The 23,182-nt window shown below is 64.3% G+C and carries 19 protein-coding genes; 8 read left to right on the top strand and 11 right to left on the bottom strand.

What is annotated here, in order from left to right; all coding sequences use genetic code 11:
- Positions 1–53 precede the first annotated feature (53 nt).
- The 3 genes from C8J26_RS20695 to C8J26_RS17160 form a co-directional block, all read right to left on the bottom strand.
- A complete protein-coding gene (locus C8J26_RS20695; RefSeq protein ID WP_208631442.1) occupies positions 54–638 on the bottom strand; it encodes a hypothetical protein in 585 nt (194 codons plus the stop codon).
- A gap of 416 nt (positions 639–1,054) precedes the next feature.
- Complete coding sequence (locus C8J26_RS17155; RefSeq protein ID WP_107959441.1) at positions 1,055–1,741, bottom strand: PIN domain-containing protein; 687 nt, start codon at positions 1,739–1,741, stop codon at positions 1,055–1,057.
- A 5-nt stretch (positions 1,742–1,746) separates the two neighbouring features.
- Positions 1,747–2,403: a hypothetical protein gene (locus tag C8J26_RS17160; RefSeq protein WP_107959442.1), complete on the bottom strand. Its 657-nt coding sequence runs from the start codon at positions 2,401–2,403 to the stop codon at positions 1,747–1,749.
- Positions 2,404–2,711: 308 nt separating this feature from the next.
- Between C8J26_RS17160 and C8J26_RS17165 the strand changes: the two genes are divergently transcribed.
- The 5 genes from C8J26_RS17165 (at position 2,712) to C8J26_RS17185 (ending at position 7,297) form a co-directional block, all read left to right on the top strand.
- A complete protein-coding gene (locus tag C8J26_RS17165; RefSeq protein ID WP_107959443.1) occupies positions 2,712–3,800 on the top strand; it encodes an NAD(P)H-dependent flavin oxidoreductase in 1,089 nt (362 codons plus the stop codon).
- A gap of 286 nt (positions 3,801–4,086) precedes the next feature.
- Positions 4,087–5,451 (top strand): MocR-like pyridoxine biosynthesis transcription factor PdxR, encoded by a 1,365-nt coding sequence (gene pdxR, locus C8J26_RS17170; RefSeq protein ID WP_107959444.1) that lies wholly within the window; start codon positions 4,087–4,089, stop codon positions 5,449–5,451.
- 123 nt (positions 5,452–5,574) lie between these two features.
- Positions 5,575–6,318 (top strand): SDR family oxidoreductase, encoded by a 744-nt coding sequence (locus C8J26_RS17175; RefSeq protein ID WP_107959445.1) that lies wholly within the window; start codon positions 5,575–5,577, stop codon positions 6,316–6,318.
- Positions 6,315–6,716, top strand: a complete 402-nt coding sequence (locus tag C8J26_RS17180; protein WP_244185371.1) for a hypothetical protein — start codon at positions 6,315–6,317, stop codon at positions 6,714–6,716. Before C8J26_RS17175 ends, C8J26_RS17180 begins: the two co-directional genes overlap by 4 nt.
- Positions 6,713–7,297 carry a glutathione S-transferase C-terminal domain-containing protein gene (locus tag C8J26_RS17185; protein WP_056485703.1) on the top strand — a complete coding sequence of 195 codons (585 nt, stop codon included), beginning with the start codon at positions 6,713–6,715 and terminating at the stop codon, positions 7,295–7,297. The genes C8J26_RS17180 and C8J26_RS17185 overlap by 4 nt, the downstream gene beginning before the upstream one ends.
- A gap of 171 nt (positions 7,298–7,468) precedes the next feature.
- Here C8J26_RS17185 and C8J26_RS17190 read toward each other — a convergent pair whose 3' ends face one another.
- The 5 genes from C8J26_RS17190 to C8J26_RS17210 all read right to left on the bottom strand — a co-directional run bounded on the left by C8J26_RS17190 (position 7,469) and on the right by C8J26_RS17210 (position 17,440).
- Positions 7,469–10,633, bottom strand: coding sequence for a glycoside hydrolase family 2 TIM barrel-domain containing protein (locus C8J26_RS17190; RefSeq protein WP_107959556.1), 3,165 nt, complete (start codon positions 10,631–10,633; stop codon positions 7,469–7,471).
- The gene (locus C8J26_RS17195) at positions 10,630–11,988 is read right to left on the bottom strand and encodes a family 43 glycosylhydrolase (RefSeq protein ID WP_244185372.1); all 1,359 of its coding nucleotides are present in this window, start codon (positions 11,986–11,988) and stop codon (positions 10,630–10,632) included. Before C8J26_RS17195 ends, C8J26_RS17190 begins: the two co-directional genes overlap by 4 nt.
- Positions 11,985–13,295 carry a sugar porter family MFS transporter gene (locus C8J26_RS17200; protein WP_107959447.1) on the bottom strand — a complete coding sequence of 437 codons (1,311 nt, stop codon included), beginning with the start codon at positions 13,293–13,295 and terminating at the stop codon, positions 11,985–11,987. The genes C8J26_RS17195 and C8J26_RS17200 overlap by 4 nt, the downstream gene beginning before the upstream one ends.
- An 82-nt stretch (positions 13,296–13,377) precedes the next feature.
- On the bottom strand, positions 13,378–16,230 hold the full coding sequence (locus tag C8J26_RS17205) for a TonB-dependent receptor domain-containing protein (protein WP_107959448.1): 2,853 nt from the start codon (positions 16,228–16,230) through the stop codon (positions 13,378–13,380).
- A gap of 55 nt (positions 16,231–16,285) precedes the next feature.
- Positions 16,286–17,440 carry a mannonate dehydratase gene (locus C8J26_RS17210; protein WP_107959449.1) on the bottom strand — a complete coding sequence of 385 codons (1,155 nt, stop codon included), beginning with the start codon at positions 17,438–17,440 and terminating at the stop codon, positions 16,286–16,288.
- Between the two features lie 342 nt (positions 17,441–17,782).
- Between C8J26_RS17210 and kdgD the strand changes: the two genes are divergently transcribed.
- Together kdgD and C8J26_RS17220 are read left to right on the top strand one after the other, a co-directional pair.
- Positions 17,783–18,718, top strand: coding sequence for a 5-dehydro-4-deoxyglucarate dehydratase (gene kdgD, locus C8J26_RS17215; protein WP_107959450.1), 936 nt, complete (start codon positions 17,783–17,785; stop codon positions 18,716–18,718).
- 34 nt (positions 18,719–18,752) lie between these two features.
- On the top strand, positions 18,753–19,640 hold the full coding sequence (locus C8J26_RS17220) for a LysR substrate-binding domain-containing protein (RefSeq protein WP_107959558.1): 888 nt from the start codon (positions 18,753–18,755) through the stop codon (positions 19,638–19,640).
- Positions 19,641–19,842: 202 nt separating this feature from the next.
- Here the strand turns inward: C8J26_RS17220 and C8J26_RS17225 are convergent, their stop codons facing one another.
- The 3 genes from C8J26_RS17225 to C8J26_RS17240 all read right to left on the bottom strand — a co-directional run bounded on the left by C8J26_RS17225 (position 19,843) and on the right by C8J26_RS17240 (position 22,441).
- The gene (locus C8J26_RS17225; RefSeq protein ID WP_279628954.1) at positions 19,843–21,174 is read right to left on the bottom strand and encodes an MFS transporter; all 1,332 of its coding nucleotides are present in this window, start codon (positions 21,172–21,174) and stop codon (positions 19,843–19,845) included.
- Between the two features lie 335 nt (positions 21,175–21,509).
- Complete coding sequence (locus C8J26_RS17235; RefSeq protein ID WP_107959452.1) at positions 21,510–21,740, bottom strand: hypothetical protein; 231 nt, start codon at positions 21,738–21,740, stop codon at positions 21,510–21,512.
- A gap of 53 nt (positions 21,741–21,793) precedes the next feature.
- Positions 21,794–22,441 (bottom strand): toll/interleukin-1 receptor domain-containing protein, encoded by a 648-nt coding sequence (locus C8J26_RS17240; protein ID WP_107959453.1) that lies wholly within the window; start codon positions 22,439–22,441, stop codon positions 21,794–21,796.
- Positions 22,442–22,571: 130 nt separating this feature from the next.
- Between C8J26_RS17240 and C8J26_RS17245 the strand changes: the two genes are divergently transcribed.
- A complete protein-coding gene (locus C8J26_RS17245) occupies positions 22,572–22,799 on the top strand; it encodes a hypothetical protein (protein ID WP_107959454.1) in 228 nt (75 codons plus the stop codon).
- Positions 22,800–23,182: the final 383 nt, after the last annotated feature.

Here is a 23,182-nt window from a genome sequence, read left to right on the forward strand (position 1 = left end):
TACAATGATGCGGCTGGCGCGAATGTTTTCATTCACCACTCCCACCGGACGACCTATCGAACAATAACTTGCCTATCGAGCGTTTCAGGTGAAAGCCCGATGGTCTGTCGACCCTTAGCGTACGCCGAGGCGTCGCCATTGCCGAAATCTTGCGGCAAGGCGGCGAAAGGTCCCGCGTTATCCTGAATCATCGGCTGATACTCGGCAAATTCACCCTGAAGGGGAAGGCTATAGGATGTGGCCAGGGCTGCAACCTGAAATCCGATCGATTTGCGGAGTATCCGAAGCGCTGCCTCGAAGGCACGCCATTCCGGATCAGCGCTATCGCACCGAAGGATCTCGAGATTGAAGGGCTCAACGGTATCGAAGAAGTGCCGAATCGTTTGACCCAATGCGAGGATGACTGTGTCGAGTGGCGAGCCTTTCAGGCAGCGCGATCGCAAAGCGGTGAAATTGCGCCGCAAACCGTCTAGCGAGCGCCGCACCCGATCGGGAAATTCCGCGTCGAAGGCGGCCCACAGCGCCCGGCGGTCCTCCACGAGAACGATCACCTGCGCCGCGACGTCCGGATCGGTCCGCTGCGCGCGGAGCAGTTCGATGCTCTTGGCATAGCCTTGGGTCCGGACTTCGGCGATCATTGCGTCATGACCGCGTTTCCAACCTCGAAGCTCGTCGGCGCTGTAGCCGCCCTGGTCCTTGTCGATGATGTCGCCACATTCGCGGCAGAGCCAGATGCATTTTCCACGGAGCGGCGTTCGGCCTCGGTCTGACCGGGGTCGTAGCGCGGCCCTCCCGGCGAGGCGGCACATATATGCGCGCCGTGTCCGGTCTCCAGTCCGCGTGAACTGTCGTAAGACGGTCCCGCCGTGAGTTTCAGGCATCGCGGATTGCTGCAAAAATGGGCTGCGCGAACGGCCAACGTGCGCCGAACAGTCACTGAGAAATTATGTCGGGATTTCAGAGGCATATCCGCACGTTACACTATTAGTTCACGAAACATCAGAGTGAAATCTTCTCAGAAAAAGCCAGCAAAACAGCCCGGCGTTTCATCCTGTCAAAGACCCAGAAGATGCTTCGCCAAACCCATGTTCTGCGCATAGTCGAGCCCTAGAGGCGCGAACTCAAAAGCGATTTCTGGCTTCAGACTCCTACGATCGAGAAGATACTCGTTGATGTTAGACGAGAGAAACACGATGGGCTCCTTGGTTCCGGCGCTCCGGAGGCCCGAGGCCAACTCTAGTACCGTCTCGTAGACAAGGCAGTCCTTGGAGGATTCCTTACCGCGCGTTGCCGGTGGGGTCGCCGTGTTGACCCGAGCAAACGCCTTAGCTGGAGCGTCGTCCCCCGGCTTGAAAGTTTGCAGCCGTGCCAGCCAGCGGCCGACGATTCCGCGGGCGCGGCCGACATGGCCGTCTAGATGCGCAAGGTCGACGACCTTTGAAGCGCCATACACGGCGTCGAGCGCATTGATCCGACTGAGCTGATTCCGCACCCGATTGATGGCCCGTTCTGCCTCATCTTGGGTCGAGACGTCATGCTCATTGAACTCGGTCGCGACCTGTTCCGGCAGGAAGCACTGGAGCCGCCCAACCTCGGCGGCCTCCAACAGCGCCAGGCCAGCGATCCGATCCGGCACGCGCATCGTATCCCTTGAAGGGTCACGCATGATGTCGAGCAGCGAGCACGTGTCGAAGCACACCACCGGCACCGACGACATTGCGAGGCCTGCGGCCGAGATCATCCGAATCAATGCTCGTCGTAATAGGTGAGCAGCGCGAGCGCGTTCTGATAGTTGCCAGCGAGGTCGTAGGCGGTTTCCTCGTCCCAGCCATCAACCTCGCGCAGCCAACGGGCAAGCGTCTCGACGTCGAGCTCCTTCTCGGAGAGATGCGACGCTACGAGGAAGTCGAACCAGCGTCGCTGGTCCATCGGGTGACTGGCCCCGGTCGACTTGTTCGCTGCAGCTGAGAAACGCCTAAGACGGGTGGCCACATCTTCCGTGGTCCAGTCATCAAGCGATTGACTACCAGAGGATAGCTCAATGCCGACGCCCAGGCGATCGCAGACCGGCCGTGCGATGCGATCCACGAAGTCGGTCAGGATCGAATTATATTGGCTATAGGACAGACTCCGCGCCTCGAGAGGCACGATATTGGGTACATAGTAGCCGCTCTCCCTACCCCACAGTGTCAGTCCTGCTGCGGGAAGCTGATCGCTCGCGTCGTGCCGGAAGAGCAGCACGTCTTCAAAACTGACCGCGTTGCGTTTGATCTCCTCGGCACGCTCGGCATCGAAGCGCCACGGAGCCACGGCGGCTTCGATGAGCGCGGTGCGCAGAGCGGCCGTCGCGCCCGGCGGCACGGTCAGGCTCATGTCGCGAAACATTTCGATGCCCGCAGCCATATACACTCCCTTTAAGCTGTTAGCCTCTCTAGCCTGACGTCGGTTCTCGTTGGAAGCTTTCGTTTGCCGCGGCTGTCTAGGACGACAGTTGAGTCCCACTTCTCGCCATTTCCACTATCGCTGATCGGGGCGGTGGAGACCATGAACGGATGTCCGAAGTTGGGGAGCGCGAAATGACCGCTGAATGTCGTGTTGTGGGTCGTAGAGGTTGAAGGGCAGAGGATCCGCGTCCGCCCACCTGGCGCCATTCACTTAATGCGCTGGCGTAGTCATAAGCGGACCATCGTTAACGGTTGGGTCCCGTAGGTATGTCTCTCATCAATCGGTTCGAACTCTCGGTGCCCTTGATCCAGGCGCCGATGGCGGGGGTCGCCACACCTTCGTTGGCGGCAGCCGTATCCGAGGCAGGAGCCTTGGGGTCGATCGGCGTGGGCGCGACCGACGCCGCCGGCGCACGGGCGATGATCGAGGAGGTGCGCATCCGCACGACCCGCGCGTTCAACGTCAACGTCTTCGTCCACGCTGGCGCAAAGGCCGATCTTTCGCGGGAAGCACAATGGCTGGATTGGCTTGCCCCGCTGTTCGCCGAGTACGGCACAGAACCCCCCAGGGCGCTCAGGACCATCTACAAGAGCTTTGCAGACGATCCCGACATGGTGGCGGTACTGCTCGATCTCGCGCCGCCAGTGGTCAGCTTCCACTTCGGGTTGCCGTCCACCGACCTGCTCTCGGCGTTACGAGCGCGCGGTATCTACCTCATGGCGACCGCAACAAGCCTCGACGAAGCACACGCGATTGAGGCGGCGGGGATCGACGCGGTGGTCGCGCAAGGGATCGAGGCTGGCGGGCATCGGGGTGTCTTCGACCCCACCGCGCCCGACGACGCGCTGGGCATGTTCGCGCTGACCCGACTCCTGGTACGCAAGAACAGCCTACCAGTTATTGCAGCTGGCGGGATAATGGACGGTGCCGGCATCGCCGCGGCGCTCGACCTCGGCGCATCGGCAGCTCAACTGGGAACTGCCTTTGTCGCGTGCCCGGAGTCGGCCGCAGACGATGCATACCGGGCGGCCCTTACCGGTGCGGGCGCTTACCACACCGTCCTCACGTCGCTTATTTCTGGTCGACCGGCGCGTGCGCTGGCCAACCGGTTTACGGCTCTGAGTCGGTTGGTCGATGAACGCCGACCGCCTGATTATCCTATCGCTTATGATGCGGGAAAGGCCTTGCACGCGGCTGCCAAGGCACAAGGCGAGCACGGTTTCGGGGCGCAATGGGCAGGGCAGGGTGCGCCACTGTCTCGTGTCATGCCGGCAGCAGCCTTGGTCGGGGTGCTGCGAGAGGAGTTTGAATTGCGACGGATGAGAGGCTCGGTTGAGCGTTGCAACGTTCCTTGATCGGAAGGGCCGTTTCCCCACTCGAAGCATTCTAAGTAGGCCGTCCAGCGTACGGAATAAGGCCGTACGGTCGAGATGAACCAATGGCCGAAGTTGGAACACAAAATGGGTCGCGGATGGCCAGGAATGGGTCTCGCTCCCTCCGTTAGGTAATGATCTTGGCACCGAGATTTTGCACTCGTCGCCAGAGTCATCGGAACGCATTCGTCATGGGGCACTAACACTGTACCGTAAGAGCATGGCTTCCCATGCGCACTTCATCATCAAGCCGGACCGTAGAGCGACAATGTCGCTCTCTCATCAAGTGTGCGACAACATCCGAACGGCGATCGACGACGGGCGGCTGGAGGTTGGCGCGCGCCTGCCATCAGTCCGCGATCTGGCAAGCCAGCTGGGTGTAGCTCGAGGAACCGTGCAGGCTGCTTACGATGCGCTGGTGTCTGAATTGCTGCTGAGCACCGCCGGTTCGGGCGGCACCCGCGTGATCGCCAAGCCTCCCCGCCATGCTTCCACGACGAGCGAGCCGATCGTCCGGCCGCTCTCGACGATGCTGCGCGGCTTCTCGCTAACGGCGTTGCCCTTTCAGACCGGCGTGCCGGCGCAGGATGCGTTTCCGACAAAGCTCTGGGCCAACCTGCTCGGACGCGCGGTCCGCGATGATGCGATGACGCCGACGACCTATCCCGATCCGCGCGGGCACCCCGTACTGCGCGAGCAGATTGCCGCCTACCTGGCGATCGCGCGAGGTCTCCGTTGCGTGTCCGACCAAGTCATCGTCACTGTATGCTATCGCGGTGGGCTCGCGCTGGCGTTGCAGGTGCTGGGCGCATCGGGGCAGCGCGCCTGGATGGAGGAGCCGGGCTACCCCATAACCCGCATGGGACTGGAGATGGCGCGCGTCGGCCCGGTCGCGGTGCCCGTTGACGGGGAGGGAATCGACGTTGCTGCAGGAATAGCGCTCGCGCCCGACGCCAGAGTTGCGATCGTCACGCCAGGGCAGCATTCCCCGCTAGGCGCGACCATGAGCCATGCCCGGCGACGGACGTTGCTGGACTGGGCCGAGGCGGCCGACGGTTGGATCATCGAGGATGACTATCTGGGGGAGCTCCAACTTGGCGCGCGCGCCGCGCCGGCGCTGGCAAGCGGCGATACCGCGGGGCGCGTGATCCATGTGGGCAGCTTCAGCAAGACGTTAAAGCCCGGGGTCGGAATCGGCTTCGTCGTCGCGCCGATGGCGCTCGCCACGCGCTTCGGGCAAGCGGCGGCAACATTGGGGCCAAGCTTCTTCGCGCCGTCGCAGCTTGCGATTGCTCAGCTGCTCGCCGAGGGTCATTACCTGCGTCACCTGCGCAATATGAAGCGGCTCTATGCCGAACGGCTTTCCGCGCTGCACCGTGCGCTCGAGGCGGATTATCCGCTCGAGACCGTCGCCGGCCCGATCGCACTCCTGAGATTGCCACAGGGGATCGACGATATGGCGCTGGCGCGGCGCGCGCCCGAACTCGGGATCGCGCCGTCGCCGTTGTCGCCTTGGTATCAGGATCCCGAGCGCCGTATGCCGGGGTTGTTGCTGAGCGCAACGAACCTTCGCCCGAACAGGGTCGACGAGGCGGTCGCCGCCTTACGACGACTGATGGCCGACCGAGTATGATGATCTTGGCCTAGTCGCTTTCGCGGTTCTTGGCTCTACGAGCCTGGGCCAAGGCCCTGCTACCTCCCATCCTACAGTGAGCCCATGCCGATCCGGCGGGCCGCTTTGCAAAGGTATCGGGACATGAAGATCGTCGTTATCGGGGGCTCTGGCCTCATCGGTTCGAAGCTCGTTTCGCGTTTGGAGACAGCGGGACACGAGGCCGTCGCCGCGTCGCCGAACAGCGGCGTGAATACTCTGACGGGGGAGGGCCTCGCCGAGGCGCTGGCCGGGGCGGAAGTGGTCGTCGATGTCGCGAACTCGCCATCGTTCGAGGATGCCGCGGTGCTCGCATTCTTCGAAACCTCGAGCCGCAACGTCCTTGCTGCCGAAGCGGGCGCGGGCGTCCGGCACCATGTCGCGCTGTCGGTCGTCGGGACTGAGCGCCTTGCCGACAGCGGCTATATGCGCGCGAAGGTCGCGCAAGAGACGCTGATCCGCGCGTCGGGCATGCCCTATACGATCCTGCATTCGACGCAGTTCTTCGAATTCCTAGGCGGCATCGCGCATTCGGCCGCAGCGGGCGAAGCGATCCACCTATCGACCGCCTTGTTCCAGCCGATTGCGGCCAATGACGTCGCGGACGCGCTCGCCGCGATCGTTGTCGCGCCGCCTACGAACGGGACGATCGAGGTGGCGGGCCCGACGGCGTTCCGGATGGATGCGCTAGTGCGTTGCTATCTCGAGGCGACCGGTGACGCGCGCGGCGTAGTGGGGGAGGCCGACGCGCTCTATTTTGGCGCGAAAATCGACGACATCTCGCTCATGCCCTCGGCCGGAGCGCGTATCGGCGCGACTGACTACGACACATGGTTCGCAGGCCGGTGAGCCGCGTCGTCCTGGGCATCGCGATCCTGCTGGGAGTGGGCGCGATCGCAAACGGCGTCTTCATGCTCGCCTCGCCCGTGAGCTGGTATTTCGCGGTTCCCGGCGTCACCACGACCGGACCATTCAACCAGCATTTCGTACGCGACATCGGGTTGATCTTCCTCGGCGTCGGCACGGCGTTCCTGTTGGGTGCAGCACGTCCGATCCATCGTTCGGTTTCCTGGGGGGCGGCCGCGATCTGGCTCTCGGGGCATGCCCTCTTCCACATCTGGGAAGTGGCAGTCGGGATCTGTGGTCCGTCCGCGCTGCTTCGTGATTTTCCTGCCGTGACGCTGCCCGCTGTGTTGGCAATCGCGATCACCGTCCATGCCGTGTCTCACAAGGAATCTGGTCGATGAAGCTCTATTACAGCCCGCTCGCTTGCAGCCTGGCCGACCATATTGCGCTTCGAGAGGCAGGAATGGCGTTTGAAGCCGAACGCGTCGATTTGCGCACGTTCCGCACGGCTGGCGGCGAAGACTTCGCACGGATCAATCCGAAGAAATACGTTCCGGCACTCATTCTCGACGACGGCACGATGATCACCGAGAATCTAGCGGTTCTCGACTGGATCGCTGGCGAGACGCCTGCGTTGCAGATCGGCGGCGCAATGGGGCGGACGCGGGTTATCGAGGCGCTGACATATATCACGACCGAGATCCACCGGGCGTACAAGCCGATGTGGCACGCCGGTAGCGCTGCCGACAAAGCGAGGGCAGGCGATACGGTGCTCCGCCTGATGCAACCTCTTTCCGATGGCTTGCAGGGCGACTATCTGTTCGGGGCCACGCCGAGCGTCGCCGACTTCTACCTGTTCGTCATGCTGCTCTGGGCTGATCGGTTTGCGCTAGATCTGCCATTGCCGCTACTCGGCTTGCGTGAACGCATGAAGGCGCGGCCCGCCGTCCAGGCGGCCATGGCAGCGGAGGGGATAGGTTGATCCGGCCGTCATCACTTAGCGATAGCTGAGGTTTCAGCAGCTCACCATTCCTCGACCTCTCGTATCGCCCGTGCATGAACAAATGTTCGATTGCGGGAAGCGAGTTGAGGGGCGTGAAGGTCCGGAACAGGGTCCAAGCTATAGCAATGCTGAGATCTCACCGATCTACGATCAATTTCTTAACACAGGGGCCAATCGTAAAGTGAAACGAACGGGCGCGAGTGGTACACGGTATTTCGGCAACGGGCGGCCTTGTGCGTTCCATGTCGTATCCCCGCCCAGGCCCGACTGCAGAGCATCGACAAGCACCGAGACATGGTCGTGAGGCACGATATCGGTGCTCTTGCGGGTGCCGGGCGCGCGGCGCGCGAGATCTTCATAGGGGAATGCGAGCGCATTCATCGACAGCGGAAGATCGCCTGCCAGCTTGAGCCCGGTATGGCCGTCGCCGTTCAGCGTCATCGAGCGGACATCGCTTTTGGTGCCGGTTTCCTGCGGGCGCATGAAGTTGTGGTTCTGATCGGCGATGGCGCCGCGCCACAGGCCAATCGCCGCGCTGGTCTTGCGATCGGCATAGTTCTCATGCGGGCCGCGACCATAATATTCGATAGTCTTGAACCGGCTCGGTGCCGCGAACTGGAAGCCGATGCGGAGTGGGTCCGACAGGTCCTGCTTGAGCGGCATGAACGCGCCGGCGATGTCGACGCTGCCGTCGCCGCGCATCGTGTAGCGACTGGTGAAGCGGACCGCATTGTCGCCCATGACATAGCGCACGGTGACCGCCGCCGCACCCGAACCGATGCGCTCGGCCTTGACGGACTCGACCGTGCGCGCAGCAGACATCGCCAGCCACGGCGCGTTCGCGGCCTCGCCCCGCGTGCCGATATCATTGTCGGTCAGCGCCCGCGCGAAATTCGGCGCGCCGCCGCTCAGCAACTCGTCGCGCCCGACCCGATAGCTGGCGATCAGGCCGGTCCTTCGGTCGATCGTCAGGCGGGTGTCACCCGCAGCCAACGCGATCATCCCGCCGGTTTCCTGCAAGGTCGTGCGACCGCGCGGTATCGTGATGTGCGCCGGGATCGGGACCCCCAGCGCGAACTGGTCCCAGCCGACGACGTGGCCCGCCGGCACCAGCGGGATCGTGCCCGCCTTTGCGCGGGCGCGGATCGTGACCAGATACTCTGCGCCCGGTTTGGGCGGCAGTTTCGGCAAGGGCAGCGTGAACGGCTCGGTCGCATGCGCGGTGGTATGCAACGCCGGTACGGCGCCTTGCGCGATGGGAACGCCGTTCTCGTTCACCGTCCAGTCGAAATCGAAGCCGGACAAATCACGGAAATCGTCGCGGTTGGTGACGGTGAACCGCCCCGCGACCGCATCGACGGCGGTGAACTGGACCGGTGCGTACACCTTCTGCACTTCGAACAGCTGTGGATGCGGGGTGCGGTCGGGGTTGAGCAGACCGTCGCCGAATTCGATCTCGCCGCCGGGGTTGGGGCCGTATTCGCCGCCATCGCCCCAGTACCGCCGGCCGTCCTTGGTATAGCGGTACATCGACTGGTCGACCCAGTCCCAGATGAAGCCACCCTGCAACCGGTCGGGCCGTGCATAGATCGCGTCCCAATATTCCTTGAAATTGCCGCCGGAATTGCCCTGCATATGGGCGTATTCGGACTGGATCATCGGCTGCTTGAACTCGGGATGCTGCGCATAGTCGAGCATTCGGGCCGGGCTGTCGTACATCGGCGCATAGATGTCGGCGTATGCGTTCGGCTTGAAATCGTTGATCTGGCTGTAGCCGAGGTACGAGATTAACCGGGTCGGATCGATCGCGCGTGCGGCCGCCGCGGCCTTCTCGAAGCTGGGACCGGTGCCGGCCTCATTGCCGAGCGACCAGAAGATGATCGAGGGATGGTTCTTGTCGCGCTCGACCATGTTGACGACGCGGCTGACATGCGCAGCTTCCCAAGCGGGATCGTAGCCGATCTGGATGCTCTCGGGCGTGCGTCCGCCGCGGTTGGCGGCGGACATATACGCGTGGCTCTCGATATTGGCCTCGTCCATCACGTAGAGGCCGTATTCGTCGGCGAGGTCGTAGAGCCGTTCGTCATTCGGGTAGTGCGAGGTGCGTAGTGCGTTGACGTTGTTGAGCTTCATCAGCTCGATATCGCGGCGCATCGACGCCAGCGAGATGACGTGGAAGGTCTCGGGGTCGTGCTCGTGGCGGTTGACGCCGCGGATCGTGATCGGCTTGCCGTTGACCGTGACGAGGCCGTTCTGGATCGCCACGCTGCGGAAGCCGATGCGGCGGGCGGTCGCCTGCACGGTGTCGCCCTTGCGGTCGAGCAGTTCGACGAGCAGCGTGTAGAGCTTGGGCGTTTCCGCGGTCCAGGGGCGGATGCCGGGCAGCGTGCCGGTGAGCGACAGCTTGGCCCCCGTCGCAGGCGCGGTCTTCATCAGCAGCGTGCGGTTGCCATCGATCACGGTCGCGCGAACGGTGTGGCCACGCGCTGCGTTTGTGAGGTCGAGTGCGATATCGAGCGTGCCGTCGGTATAGTCTGCGCTGAGGCCAGTCTTGACGAACGTGTCGGCAACCCGGGCTTTCGGCGCGGCCATCAGATACACCGAGCGCTCGATCCCCGACACGCGCCAGAAATCCTGGTCCTCGAGATAGCTCCCGTCGGACCAGCGATAGACCTGGATCGCGACGCTGTTGCGGCCAGGCTTGATCCAGCGGGTGACGTCGAACTCGGACGGCAGCTTGCTGTCTTCCGAATAGCCGACCTTATGGCCGTTGACCCAGACGTAATAGGCCGAGCCCGCCGCGCCGATGTGGAGAATGACGTCGCTTTGCCTCCAGTCGCGCGGCACCTCGACGTCGCGGCGGTACGAGCCGACCGGGTTGGTCGCGTGCGGGATCAGCGGGCGGTTGGCGGGGAAGGGGTAGGTGACGTTGTTGAACCGTGCCTGGTCGTAACCCTCGGCCTGCCAGTCGGCGGGGACCTTGATCTCCTTCCACTGCGACACGTCGTAGGCGGGGCTGGCGAAATTCTTCGGGGCCTTGTCGGCGTCGGGCGAGAAGGCGAATTTCCACTGACCATCGAGCGTGACGAACCGCGTCGAGCGTTCCATCGTCCCCTCAATCGCGGCGGCGCGGGTTTCGAACGGGAACCCAGTGGCGCGCGCGCGCTCCTTGCCGATCGCGAAGACCGCGGGGTTCTCCCAATCAGGCCGGTCGGCGGAGACCTGCGGCTGGATCGGGACGGCGACCGGTGCGCGCTGTGCGGTAACGGGCGCGGCGGTTACCAACAGGGCGGCAAGGAGAGGGCGGTAGGTCATCGGGTCTGCGAATTCCATTCGAGGATGTCGGCGCCCTGCGGGAAGACGAGCCGGACGAAGCGGGCTTTGGCGACAGCGGGGAGGGTGATCGGCGAGCCACTGGCGGCGCGTTCGGCTGCGATCTGTTGCCAGAGCTTGCCGTCCAACGATGCCTCGACGCTGAACCGGACCGTCACGGTTGGGTAGGCCGGGCGGAGCGTCGTCGCGCCAATGGCCTTCACCGCGCCAAGATCAGCCTGCAACCACGCTGCGCCGGGGTTGGAGCGCCAACTGGTGGCGTAATTGTCGTCGTCGGCTGCGGCAGGGGAGTGTGCGGCGTCTGCTGCACCCGACGCAGTCAGCCGGGCGGGCCTCGCGCCGGATCGTCGTGCGGCGGTGCCGGGAACATCCGCGCCGCGATGCGTGGGGACGATCGCGAGCCGGTCGCCCGAGATGGCGAGGCGATCGACCGCGACCTGGCGCAGCACCATGTCGCCGGCTGGCGTGAACGGTAGCGCCTGCCGGTGGTAAAGGACGAAATCTTCGCCCCCCGCGCTGAAGATCGCGTGATGTCCTGGGCTGATGATCTGCCGCTTCGCATCGGTAGCGAGCAGCGGCTGATCCGACACTTCGCTGAAAGGCCCCATCGGCGAGCTGCCGACCGCATAGCGCAGCTGGTACGTATCCTTGGTCGTGTTGCCGAAGGAGTAGGTGAGGAAATATCGCCCGCCACGCTTCAGCATAAACGGGGCTTCGAAATAGTGCGGCGGGGTGACGTCGCTGGGTTCGCCGTCGAACGTCACCATGTCGGGCTTGAGCTTCACCACGAAGCAGTGTCCGTTGACCCAGTTCAGCCCCGATCCCCAGTAGAGATAGGCTTGGCCGTCATCGTCGACGAACGCCTCGGCATCGATCATGTGCAGGCCAGGGCGGAAGTTGCGCGGGATCAGCGGCTTGCCGCCATTGGCATCGCGCCACGGGCCGGCAGGACGATCCGCGCTGCCGACCCAGATCTCGCTGCCGACCGACACGTACATCCAGAATTTGCCGTCGCGGCCTTTCACGACCGAGGGTGCCCAGACCTTGCTCTTGCCCGACGTCGGGCTGGTCGCGGCGGCCTTGGTCGGCCAGTTCGGCGTCTCGAAGGTCCAGTCGCGGAAGTTGCGCGAGCGCCACAGGCCGAGCGTGTCGGCGCCCCACGGATCGATCGTCGCGAAGACGAACCACTCGTCCCCATCGTGGACGATCGACGGGTCGGCGAAATAGCCGGGCAGCAGCGGATTGCGCATGCCCGGGTCGAGCGCGCCGTCGCGACCCAGCGCGGGCGTTGCTGCCAGTGCCAGCAGGCTGGCGATCAGCAGCCGCAAGGCGCTCACAATGCGGTCTCGATCGCTTCGAGCGAACGGCGCTTGGTTTCGGGGAAGAACGCGAGGACCACCGCGAACTGGAGCGCCATCATGCCTGCGAACAGGATGAACGGTGCGCCGCGCGAATAGGCGGCGACCAGCGGGAACGCCATCGCGATGATCGCATCCATGAACCAGTGCGTCGACGAGCCAAGGCTCTGCCCGCGCGAGCGCACGTCGGTCGGGAATATCTCGCTGATATACACCCAGATCACCGCGCCCTGCGAGAAGGCGAAGAAGGCGATGAAGCCGATCAGCAGCCACAACAGCATGTTCTGATGCTGGCCGCTGAGGAACACATAGGCGACGCCCGACAGCATGACGGTGAGCCCCGCCGCACCGATCAGCAGCAGCGTCTTGCGCCCGATCCTGTCGATCACGGTCAGCGCGAGCGCGGTGAAGAACAGGTTGCACGCACCGATCACGATCGCCTGGCGGTCCGCGGAAACGCTGTCGAACCCGGCGGCGGCGAAGATGTCGTTGAGATAATAGAGGATCGCGTTGATCCCGGAGAGCTGGTTGAACGAGGCGATTCCGAAGGCGAGCAGGATCGGGCGGCGATGCCGCGCCCAGCTCAGCCGCGGCTTTCGTGCGGCCGCGGCGACGTTGGATTGGCGATAGCTGGCGATGTCGGCGGCCGGGTCCGCCACGCCGAGCGACTGGAGCACGGCTTCGGCTTCGGCTTCACGACCGCGGGCTGCGAGCCAGCGCGGGCTGTCGGGGATCGTGAACATCATCCCCAGCAGCAGCAGCGCCGGCAACGCGGTGACGCCGAACTTCACGTGCCAGTCGAGCGCGCCCAGATCCATGCCGGTGACGATCGCGTTGCTGAGATAGGCCACCAGGATGCCGAGCACGATGTTAAGCTGGAACGCGCCGACCATCATGCCGCGCTTTTCGGCCGGCGCGATCTCGGCGATGTAGACGGGGGCCAGCACCGACGATGCGCCGACCGCGAACCCGGCGAGCACGCGGAAGGCGAGCAGCGCACCCCAGTTCCACGCGGCGAAACAGCCGATGCCGGAGACCAGGTAGATCAGCGCGATGACCTTCAGCGACGTCCGCGCGCCGTAGCGATCGCCGGGCACGCCCGCGAGCAATGCGCCGGCGAGCGTACCCCAGAGCGCGCTGGAGACGGTGATGCCGACCCCCGCCGCATCGAGGCCGAACGCGGTGCGGATGCCTTCGGTCGTGCCGGCGATCACCGCGGTGTCGAACCCGAACAACAGGCCGGCGAGCGCGCCGACCAGAACGCCGCGGAACAGGGTTGCATTCATGCGTCTTGGCTCCAGTATTCGGGGTCACGCCGGCCGGTATTCGCCCCTGCAATCCTCGCCCTTGCGGGGGAGGATCGTAAGGTCAGAACGTGAAGCGTACGCCGGCGCGGAAGGTGCGGCCGATCGAGTCGAAGTCCTGGACGCCCGACGGGCCGTTCGAGACATACGGGTTGATCAGCTGGTTGAAGACGTTGGTGACGCTCAGATACGTCTCGACGTCGCCGCCCATCGGCAGCTTGTAGCCGATCCGCGTGTCGACCAGCAGCTGGCCGTTGAAGTGGCGCTGCGCCAGATCGGTCGGCACGGTGCCCTTGTCGTACGCACCGCCGCCGATGAAGCGGCCTTGCGTGAAGACGCTGAACGGCTTGGCGTCGAGCTGGACCTGCCCGGTCATCCGCCAGTGCGGCGCGGTGCCGATCTGGCCGGCGCGATCGACCGCGACGACGTTGGGCGTGCGCTGGATATAGCGATCGACGTAATTGCCGAGTAGTCGCAGCGACAGGTTCGCGTCGGTCGCGATGCGCGATTTATAGCTCATCTCGAAATCGATGCCGCGGGTGTCGAACGCGGCAAGGTTCTGCGTCACCAGATCGATCTGGATCAGCTGGCCCGCATCGTTGCGGCGGACGAATGCGCAGCTTGCCGCACTGCCGTTGAAGCAGTCGTCGAGCGTCTGCTGGAACGACAGCGAGGCGATCGCGTCCTTGATCCGGATGTCGTAGAAATCGATCGAGGCATTGAACCCGCGCAGGAATGACGGCGAATAGACCGCACCGAACGTCGTGGTCTTCGCGACTTCGGGCGTCAGATTGAGGTTGCCGAGCACGACCGAGCGCACGTTGGTCGCGGTGCTGTTGGTCGCGCGGTCGAACACCTGCGGCTGGAAGCTGGTCGTGCCGCGCTGGAACAGCTCGTACAGGCTGGGCGCGCGGATATCGCGCGAGCGCGTGCCGCGGAAGCGCAGTTCATCGTTGATCGCCCAGGTGAGGCCCGCCTTCCACGTCGTCACCGACCCGCTGGTGGTATAATGCGTGCGCCGCACCGCGCCATTGAAGTCGAGCGCCTTGAACAGATTGACGTCGCGGAGCAGCGGCACGTCGACTTCGAGGAAGCCTTCGGTCACCTCATATTCGCCGCTCTGCGCCTTGGCATTGCCGACGCGGTACGCACCCTCGGCATTGGTGACCGGATTGAACGCCTCCGACAGCGCGTCGACGGTCTGGTTGAAGCTCTGCTTGCGGAATTCGAGGCCCGCCGCGAAGCCGACATCGCCTGCCCAGTTCTGGAACGCGGAACCCGCGATCGAGCCCGCCGCGACGAATTCCTTGAAGCGCTGGTCGGCGGTGTTGGTGCCGGTGACGTAGTTCAGCGCGGCGTCGGTCGGCGCATGGAAGCCGAACACGTTGACCGGCACGCAGCCATTGCCGGGCGTGGTCAAGGTCGAGCGACAGACGATCTGGCCGTTCGCCGGGTTCACCACCGCATCGGCGGCGTTGACGTAGTTCTGCTGGATGAGATCGTTCGTCAGCGCAAGGTGGCGATCGTTGCGTGCCGCCTCGACATAGGTGTTCCACTTCAATCCGCCGAAAACGGTGCCCTCGAGGCCGAGCACGCCGCGGATCGTCTCGTTATCGGCGTTGACCTGCGTACGCGGCAGATCGTCGTCGTAACGGCCCATCGTCAGCGTCTGCGTGCCGAGCGCGGTCATGCGATCGCGGATGGTGGTCGGCAGATAGGCGTTGTCGCGACGGATCACGAGCGCGGTGGTGCCGATCTGGTTGCTGTACGAACCGACCTGATAGTCGTTGTGCGTCTTGCCGTAATTGCCCTCCGCGAACACCGTGACCGCGTCGCTCAGCTCGTAGCTCGCGCGCGTATAGGCGATGTGCTTCTCCAGCTCGGAGATCAGCGGCGCGAACTGCGGACGCGGGCCGCTGCCGCCGATCATCGTCGAGTTGGTCAGGCTGGTGCCGTAGATGAACGGGATCGGCTGGCCGCTCGCGTCGAAGGTCGTGCCGCGGAATGCGGTCGGCCCGGTGATGAGTCCGCCAAAAGTCGCGTTGGCGACGCGCACGTCGCAGGCGAATTCGCGCGACGTGGCGGAGCCGGCGGGGAGCGCGATCGGCTGGCAGCTCTGGCGCGAATAGCTGCGGCTCAGGCGATCCTCGACGCCTTCGTTGCGGAAGAATTCGCCGCTAACCAGGAAATGACCGCGACCGCCCGCGAACGGCGTGCCGTAGGCGAGCTCGTATTTCTGCTCGGCATTGTCGCCGTACGTGGTGACGCCGCCCTGGATCGTGCCGGTCAGCCCGGTGAACTTCTTGTTGATGATGAAGTTGACGACGCCGCCGACCGCGTCGGAGCCATAGGCCGCCGAGGCACCGCCGGTAACGACCTCGACGCGCTCGACCAATGCCTGCGGGAACAGGTTGGTGTCGACCTGGCCGCTGCCGTCGTTGGGGATGAAGCGGCGACCGTCGAACAGCGTCAGCGTTCGCGTCGGGCCGAGATTGCGCAGGTTGAGGTACGCGCCACCCTGGCCGCTCGACGTCTGCGCACCGCGCGGACCGACCGAGGAGGAGAGCGCGGGGAGCTGCTTCAGAGCCTCGCCGAGCGTGGTCGGCACCGCGGCGTTGAGCTGCGTCGCGCTGGCGACCGTCACCGGCGTCGGCGCACCGAAGCCGTTGGCGGGAATGCGGCTGCCGGTGACGACGATGTCCGCGTCGGCGGTCTCGCTGGGGGCAGGGCCTGCCGAGCTGATCTGCGCCGCGCCGGTGTCGGCGGCAGGCGACGTGCCGTCGGCGGTGACGCTGGCCGAAGGCGACGCGGCGGGGACGGCCGGTTGCGGCTGTGGCTGGACTTGTGCGGCTGCGGTGCCGGCGATCATCATGGCGAGCGCCGAGGCGCCGCAGAATGCGGTCTTGCGGTTGATCATGTCTTTCCTCCCCTGGGTGGCGGGCTTCGGCCTGCCGTTATGTGTGTGACGGCCTTCAGGCCGATCGTTGCGCGGACTGCAGCAGCCCGCGGATGTATCCGTAACAAAAGGCGAAATTCTCGGCCCGCGGCGTCCAGACCGGCTTGCCGTCGACGACCAGCGGATCGTCCATGCCCGGCACGTGATCGGGCATGATCATCCCGTCATACCCGACCTCGGCATAGGTACGCAGCGCGCGCACCATGTCGATGTCGCCCTCGTCCGGAAAGGTCTCGTTGAACCTGTTGCGCGCGCCGTGGATGTTGCGGAAATGGACGTTGAAGATTTTCTTGCGCTCGCCGAACCAGCGGATCACATCGAAGATCTGGTTGGCCGGGTCGGTGAGATTCTCGCAGACCGAGCCCTGGCAGAAATTGAGACCGTGATACGGGCTCTCGTTGATCAGCACGAAGCGCTTGAGGCCCTCGATCGTGCCGAGCACGTTGTCGATCCCCTGGTAGCCGCCCGGCGGCGTGCCGGGGTCCTGCGGGTGGCAGGCGATCCGCACCTTGGTCTCGTTGGCGATCGGCACGATCCGGTCGAGGAAATAGGTGATGCGCTTCCAGAACTCGGTCGCATCGACCCGCCCGGCGCGGGTGAGCGGGGTCGGCGGCTTGGCCTTGGCCAGGTCCCAGCCGAAATATTTCGAGCCGCCACGACCCTCGACGGGCGCGGTGCGCAGCACGCCGAGCAGGCTCATGTTGTATTTGACGCAGGGGATGCCGACCGCGGCGCAGTTGCGCAGGGTGGTCGCGAACGCCTCGATCTCGCGCTCGCGATCGGGGTCCTGGCCGAGCATGATGCCGGGGTGCTTCTCGCGGTCGATATGCGTGGAGTTGAGGATTTCGGGTTCGAGCATGTCGAGGCTCAGCCCGTGGCGCTCCGCCATCTGTTTCAGCGTCGTGAGTTCGGCGACGGTCGGGTACATCCGCCCATCGGCGATCGTGGCGCGCGCGGAGATGTTGCGGACGCCGTAGCGTGCGAACACTTCGAAATGCGCGTCGGTGGACGGCATGCTCTGGCAACCCAGTTTCATGCGGTACTGGCTCGCGGCGGGCGGCGTCGCGCGGCGGCGCGACTGCGTCTGGCGGGTCTGCGCCTCTGCGGCCTCGCCGATCACCGACAGCGAAGCGGCGGCACCGGTACCCAGCATGAACGTGCGACGATGCATCCAGTCCTCCCCTCGATGTCGGCGGCAGATGTTTCCGTCCGTCCGGTCCGGGCATCTCTGGCCCGGACGATGCCTATTGCATCCGGACTGGACCGAATTCCATTGCCAATCCTGGATCGTTCGATGCAATTCGGGACCAGACGAATGGTGATCCCATCCCGTTTGGTACCAGGCACGGCTGCTTAAGCGTCGTCGCGACTGGCACATGCTGGATCATGCTAACCACGGCATCGATCGATTGCGCCTTTGGAATGGACCGCGTGATACCGCTGCCATAGACCCGGTGATTAGTGATCCAGCGCCGGCGGACAAGGTTCGGCGCGGCAGGGGAGGCAGCATAGAATGGCATTTGGTCCTACAGACGTGGCGAAGACAATCGGCGGCGGATTGCTGTCGTTCCCGGTCACGCATTTCGACGCAGCGGGCGCGTTCCTCGAAGATCCGTATCGCGCGCATTGCGCGTGGATGCTCGAGCATGAGCTGGCCGGGTTGTTTGCAGCCGGCGGTACGGGCGAGTTCTTCTCGCTGACTCCGACCGAAGTCGTCGACGTCGTCGCCGCAGCCGTCGCCGAAGCCAAGGGCAAACTGCCGGTGATCTCGGGCTGCGGCTATGGCACCGCGATCGCCTGCGAGATCGCGCGCGGTGCCGAGCGGGTCGGCGCGGACGGGCTGTTGTTGCTGCCGCCCTATCTGACCACGTCCAACCAGGAAGGCCTCGCCGCGCATATCGATGCGGTGTGCAAGTCGACCGGGCTCGCGGTGATCGTCTACAACCGCGACAATGCGATCGTGAACGACGAGACGCTGGCGCGGCTATGTGAGCGCAACGCCAATCTGGTCGGCTACAAGGATGGCGTCGGCGACATCGAGTTGATGGCGCGGGTCCATTCGCGGATGGGTGACCGGCTCACCTATATCGGTGGTCTGCCGACCGCGGAGACGTTCGCGACGCCGTATCTGACGATGGGCGTCACGACCTATTCGTCGGCGATCTTCAACTTCATGCCGGAATGGGCGCTCGACTTCTACAAGGCGGTGCGCGCCGGCGATCATGCCAAGGTGCAGGCCGAACTGCGCGATTTCGTGCTGCCCTATATCGCGATCCGCAACCGCAGCCGCGGCTATGCAGTGTCGATCGTCAAGGCGGGCATGCGGGTCGTCGGCCGCGATGCCGGGCCGGTGCGTACCCCGCTGACCGATCTGACCGCGGAAGAGGAGCGCGATCTCGCCGTACTGATCGCCAAGGCAACGCCCGCCGCGGTCAAGCGCGCGGCGTGACATTCTAGTGGCCGGCACTCTATAGATGTCGGCCATGTTCGACCTCAGCCAGCTCCGCTGTTTCGTCGCGGCGGCCGAGGAACTGCATTTCGGCCGCGCGGCGCAGCGTCTCAACATGACGCAGTCGCCGCTCAGCCGACAGATCCAGTTGCTCGAACGCATCCTCGATGTGATGCTGCTCGAACGGACCAGCCGCCAGGTGCGGCTGACACCCGCGGGCAGCGCTTTCCTTATCGAGGCGCGCCGTATCCTCCGCCTAGCGGAAAGCGCGGCGCTGTCCGCAAGGCGCGTGGCGCGCGGCGATGCGGGGCGCGTCGTGATCGGCTTCACCGCGGTGTCGGGCTACGACCTGATGCCGCGGATCGTCGCGCAGGCGATCGCGCGGCTCCCCAACATCGCGCTCGAACTACGCGAGATGGTCACGTCCGAACAGGTCGACGCGCTCGTCACCGGGCTGATCGACGTCGCGTTCGTCCGCCCGCCGATCGATCGCCACGAGTTCGAGTCGGTCTGCGTCCTGCGTGAACCTTTGATTGCAGCGCTACCCGCGGGCGATCCGCGGCAGGCGAGGGGCGTGCTCGTCCCCGCCGATTTCGACGGCCTGCCGCTGATCATGTACGCGCGGCAGGGCGCCGGCTATTTCCACGAGATGCTGCTGAAGCTGTTCGCGGACGCGGGCGCCGAGCCCGACTATGTCCAGCACGTCACGCAGATCCATTCGATGCTCGGTCTGGTCCGCGCCGGGCTCGCCGCGGCGATCGTGCCGCAGGCGGCAACCAGCCTGCACATGACCGACGTCCAGTTCCGCACGATCCAGACCGAACCGGAAAACCCGGTCGAGCTGGTGATGGCATGGCGCCGCGACAATTCGAACCCGGCGCTGGCCCCGATGCGCCAGCTCTGCCTCGATACGCTCGGTTAGGACCGATCGTCAGTCGGCACGCGGCTACATTCTCCGTCATGCCGGGCTCGTTCCGGCATCCACGGTGCCGCATCATTTAAAGGGATTGGTTCGCGGGACCGTGGACCCCGAAACCAGTCCGGGGTGACGGAGAGTTTTTGGTGCAGTCGCAGTTCAGACCGCCGAAGCCGGTACACTCAGTTGGATACCGCGCTAAAGCGTCTTACGCCTTCAGCTCGACCCGCTTGATCGGCCCCACCACCACCAGGAACGCGAAGATTGTCAGCAGGCAGTGCAGCCCGACGAACACCAGCGCGCCGTCGAACGATCCGGTCCCGGCAACGATGAACCCGATCACGATCGGCGTGACGATCCCCGCCACGTTGCCGAACATGTTGAAGATCCCGCTCGCCACCCCCGACAGTTCGCGCGGCGCGACGTCGGACATCACCGCCCAGCCGAGCGAGGCCACGCCCTTGCCGAAGAACGCGACCGCCATCAGCGTGATGACCAGCCATTCCGCCTCGACGAACACGCACGCGATGATCAGCGTCGCGAGCAGCATGCCGATCACCAGCGGCGTCTTCCGCGCAATGTCGAGCGAGCCGGTGCGGCGCAGCAGCGTGTCCGACAGATACCCACCGACCAGTCCACCGATGAACCCGCACAGCGCCGGTGCAGCGGCGGCGATCCCCGCCTCCATGATATTCAAACCGCGTTCCTTGACGAGGTAGATGGGGAACCACGTCACGAAGAAATAGGTCAGGACATTGATGCAATATTGACCGAGATAGATGCCGAGCAGCATCCGGTTGGCGAGCAGCTGGCGGACATTGTGCCAGCTGAACACCTGCTTCACGCCGGCGCCTTCCTCCATGTGGATCAGCCCGCCGCCCGCCTCGATCAGCGCGAGTTCGGCGGGGTTGATGCGGGGGTGGCGGACCGGGCTGCGGATGAACAGCCAGAACACCGCGGTTGCGACCAGGCCGAGCGCGCCCATCACCCAGAACACGCTGCGCCAGCCATGCTCGTGGACCAGCCAGCCCATCAGCGGCGCGAACACCACCAGCGAGAAATACTGCGCGGAGTTGAACACTGCCGATGCGGTGCCACGCTCGCTGCCAGGAAACCAAGCCGCGACGAGCCGCGCATTGCCCGGAAACGACGGCGCCTCGGCAACGCCGACCATGAAGCGCAACGCGAACAGCATCGCCAGTACGGGGAGCGCGACCAGCCCCGCCAGCCCCTGCATAGCGGTCAGCAGTGACCAGAGTGCGATCGCGCCGGCATAGACCCGCCGCGTCCCGAACCGATCGAGCAGCAATCCGCCGGGAATCTGCGCGAGCACATAGGCCCAGGCGAAGGCCGACAGGATGAAGCCGGTCTGCACGGTAGAGATGCCGAGGTCGTGCGCTGCCGCGCTGCCGGCGATCGAAAAGGTCGAACGATCCGCATAGTTGAGCGACGTGATGATGAAGATCAGCGCGATGATGCCGTACCGAACCCTGGTCGGCTTGCCGCCGAGCGGCTTCACGTCATGCTCGTAAATCGCCACGTCCACACTCTCCCGAACGCCATTTTTGTGTATGGCTCTTTGCCATCATATGGGCAGTAGGACGATCAGTCCAAGCCGGTTAGCAACTCGATCCAGTCGTGGATTGGCTCGATCGGGATCGCCGCGTTGAGAGAGAACCGAACGTTGAACGGGCGTTCGCAGCTAGTGAGGTGCGTAACCAAAGAGTACCGTTCCGCGTAATCGAAGGCGTAATCGTTCGCGATGAACGAATGACCGAAGCTGGGTAGGCTGTTGGACACGCCGAGCGTCCGCTTCTGGGTCCTGTCGTCTCGGCGGCCCCGATCACGCTCGCGATGAGAAGGGCGATGCGCCACCTAACCGAATAGCGATCGCGTCGCTTCGGGTTCGGACAGGTTCAAACGACGCTTGACGAAATCGAGCAGCGTGCGGCCCGCAGCGGTTGGAGCAAGCTTATGCCCTTTGCACTTCGGGCAATTGAAGCTGGCGCGCATCTCATAGCCGTTGCCGGGCGGTGCATCACCGCTTCCGCCGCAGGCGCCGCACGGCTCCTCAAGCAGTGGCAGTTCGGGGTCGTTACCGTGCATGGCGGATCCTTGGTTGTGCAACCTTGTGAAGGAGGGCGGGCGAGCGAAGCAAGCTAGGATGCGCGCGGCTTGATCGGTCGCGTCCGCTTCCCGGCAGGCTTCAGGCTGCGCGTCGGCTTGGGTTTGGCCGCGGACGCCGCCTTGCCGCTCGTCACCCGCCGTGGCCGCACACCGAGCGGCTTCGTTTTAGTGGCGCGCGTCTGGGCGGGGGCTCTTGTTTTCTTGGGTGCGTCGGGCGGCTGCGACGCCAGACGAAATTGCTTCACAACCGTCCTGATGCCCTCGACGACATTTTCCCACGCGTCGCCGCGGCGCGCCCATTGGTCAATCGGCTTGGCGTCCCTCGGCAAGAGCTTGTACTTAGCCATGCGAGTGTGCCGCCACTGGCACTGGCGCAGCAGGACGACGACGACAAAGAGCTTCTTGCGGGACGCTTTGCGCAGCGCGAAGCCATATTCGGTTTCGAAGCAATAGCGCGAAGCCAGATAGTTCGGGCTCGCCAGCGCGACGAAGATGTCCGCCTGCTTCAATGCCCGCCTGATGTTGGGATCGAGCTCGGCGCCGGGGGTTATGTCGCCATCGAACCAGGTGCGCACGCCTTCGCGGTGCAACTGCGCCATATGAGTCTCGAAGCGCTTCCTGAACTCATCATCCAGATGTGAATACGACACGAAGACCGATACCTCGCGCGCACTAGCCATTTCGGCGACACTTGCTGTCGTTTAGCGTCAACATGATTCCAGCCCAAAGATCTGCGTGCTTGGTCCAGTCCGCGCCGCTACGGCACCGGCTTGGCTCGCACACTTCTTCCAGCTCTGCTAATCACGGTCCATGGAAATCTTGCGCGTCCCAAAGTACCCCGCAAACGCGACCGTGGCGCGCCTGATGCTCTCTCAGGCGCATAGCGGCCGCGTTCGCGCAAACCTAAAAATTGAAGGCTCAATGTCGGGGTTGATGGAGGACCGCGACCATGAGACGGTTGCTCAGGCGGAAGACTGGGCGATCGAAGGAGCCGAGCAGCGGCGCGCCAGCGTGCTCATTATCGAAGATCGTACCTGACATATCCGGTCAAGGCCGATTAACTTTTCGTACAAGGGCATCCATCGTTCGCTCAGTCCGACAGGTGCGGCCGCCGGCTCATCGATCGCCTCACCTGAACAAGCGTCTGAAGTTTAGATAGGTGACGAAGTCGCTGAGTGTCCGCATCTGGGTCTGGGCGGAAGGTGTCGGATGAGGCGCATCCGCCCAGTTGCGGACATTCGCTAATAGCCGGAGCATGAGATAGCCAGTTTACCACCTCTGCAGTATATCGCTCCCATATTAAGCGTAGATGCTTTTGAAGCGAATTGGCACCGACAGCATTGGACTGGTAATGGTAGACTCCGCTACTAGGCTCTGCCCAACGTTGCGATAAACCGTCATTCGCTCATATCCGTCGCCGA

Source organism: Sphingomonas aurantiaca (genome assembly GCF_003050705.1).
GTDB classification, from domain to species: domain Bacteria; phylum Pseudomonadota; class Alphaproteobacteria; order Sphingomonadales; family Sphingomonadaceae; genus Sphingomonas; species Sphingomonas aurantiaca.

What these genes read in the sequence shown, in the direction of transcription:
- C8J26_RS17175 (WP_107959445.1), top strand. Translation starts at nt 5,575, where the DNA reads ATGAAGATCGTCGTTATCGGGGGCTCTGGCCTCATCGGTTCGAAGCTC.
- pdxR (WP_107959444.1), top strand. Translation starts at nt 4,087, where the DNA reads ATGTCGCTCTCTCATCAAGTGTGCGACAACATCCGAACGGCGATCGAC.
- C8J26_RS17155 (WP_107959441.1), bottom strand. Translation starts at nt 1,741, where the DNA reads ATGATCTCGGCCGCAGGCCTCGCAATGTCGTCGGTGCCGGTGGTGTGC.
- C8J26_RS17210 (WP_107959449.1), bottom strand. Translation starts at nt 17,440, where the DNA reads ATGCATCGTCGCACGTTCATGCTGGGTACCGGTGCCGCCGCTTCGCTG.
- C8J26_RS17190 (WP_107959556.1), bottom strand. Translation starts at nt 10,633, where the DNA reads ATGACCTACCGCCCTCTCCTTGCCGCCCTGTTGGTAACCGCCGCGCCC.
- C8J26_RS17245 (WP_107959454.1), top strand. Translation starts at nt 22,572, where the DNA reads ATGGAAATCTTGCGCGTCCCAAAGTACCCCGCAAACGCGACCGTGGCG.
- C8J26_RS17165 (WP_107959443.1), top strand. Translation starts at nt 2,712, where the DNA reads ATGTCTCTCATCAATCGGTTCGAACTCTCGGTGCCCTTGATCCAGGCG.
- C8J26_RS17185 (WP_056485703.1), top strand. Translation starts at nt 6,713, where the DNA reads ATGAAGCTCTATTACAGCCCGCTCGCTTGCAGCCTGGCCGACCATATT.
- C8J26_RS17220 (WP_107959558.1), top strand. Translation starts at nt 18,753, where the DNA reads ATGTTCGACCTCAGCCAGCTCCGCTGTTTCGTCGCGGCGGCCGAGGAA.
- C8J26_RS17205 (WP_107959448.1), bottom strand. Translation starts at nt 16,230, where the DNA reads ATGATCAACCGCAAGACCGCATTCTGCGGCGCCTCGGCGCTCGCCATG.
- C8J26_RS17235 (WP_107959452.1), bottom strand. Translation starts at nt 21,740, where the DNA reads ATGCACGGTAACGACCCCGAACTGCCACTGCTTGAGGAGCCGTGCGGC.
- C8J26_RS20695 (WP_208631442.1), bottom strand. Translation starts at nt 638, where the DNA reads ATGATCGCCGAAGTCCGGACCCAAGGCTATGCCAAGAGCATCGAACTG.
- C8J26_RS17240 (WP_107959453.1), bottom strand. Translation starts at nt 22,441, where the DNA reads ATGGCTAGTGCGCGCGAGGTATCGGTCTTCGTGTCGTATTCACATCTG.
- C8J26_RS17200 (WP_107959447.1), bottom strand. Translation starts at nt 13,295, where the DNA reads ATGAATGCAACCCTGTTCCGCGGCGTTCTGGTCGGCGCGCTCGCCGGC.
- kdgD (WP_107959450.1), top strand. Translation starts at nt 17,783, where the DNA reads ATGGCATTTGGTCCTACAGACGTGGCGAAGACAATCGGCGGCGGATTG.
- C8J26_RS17160 (WP_107959442.1), bottom strand. Translation starts at nt 2,403, where the DNA reads ATGGCTGCGGGCATCGAAATGTTTCGCGACATGAGCCTGACCGTGCCG.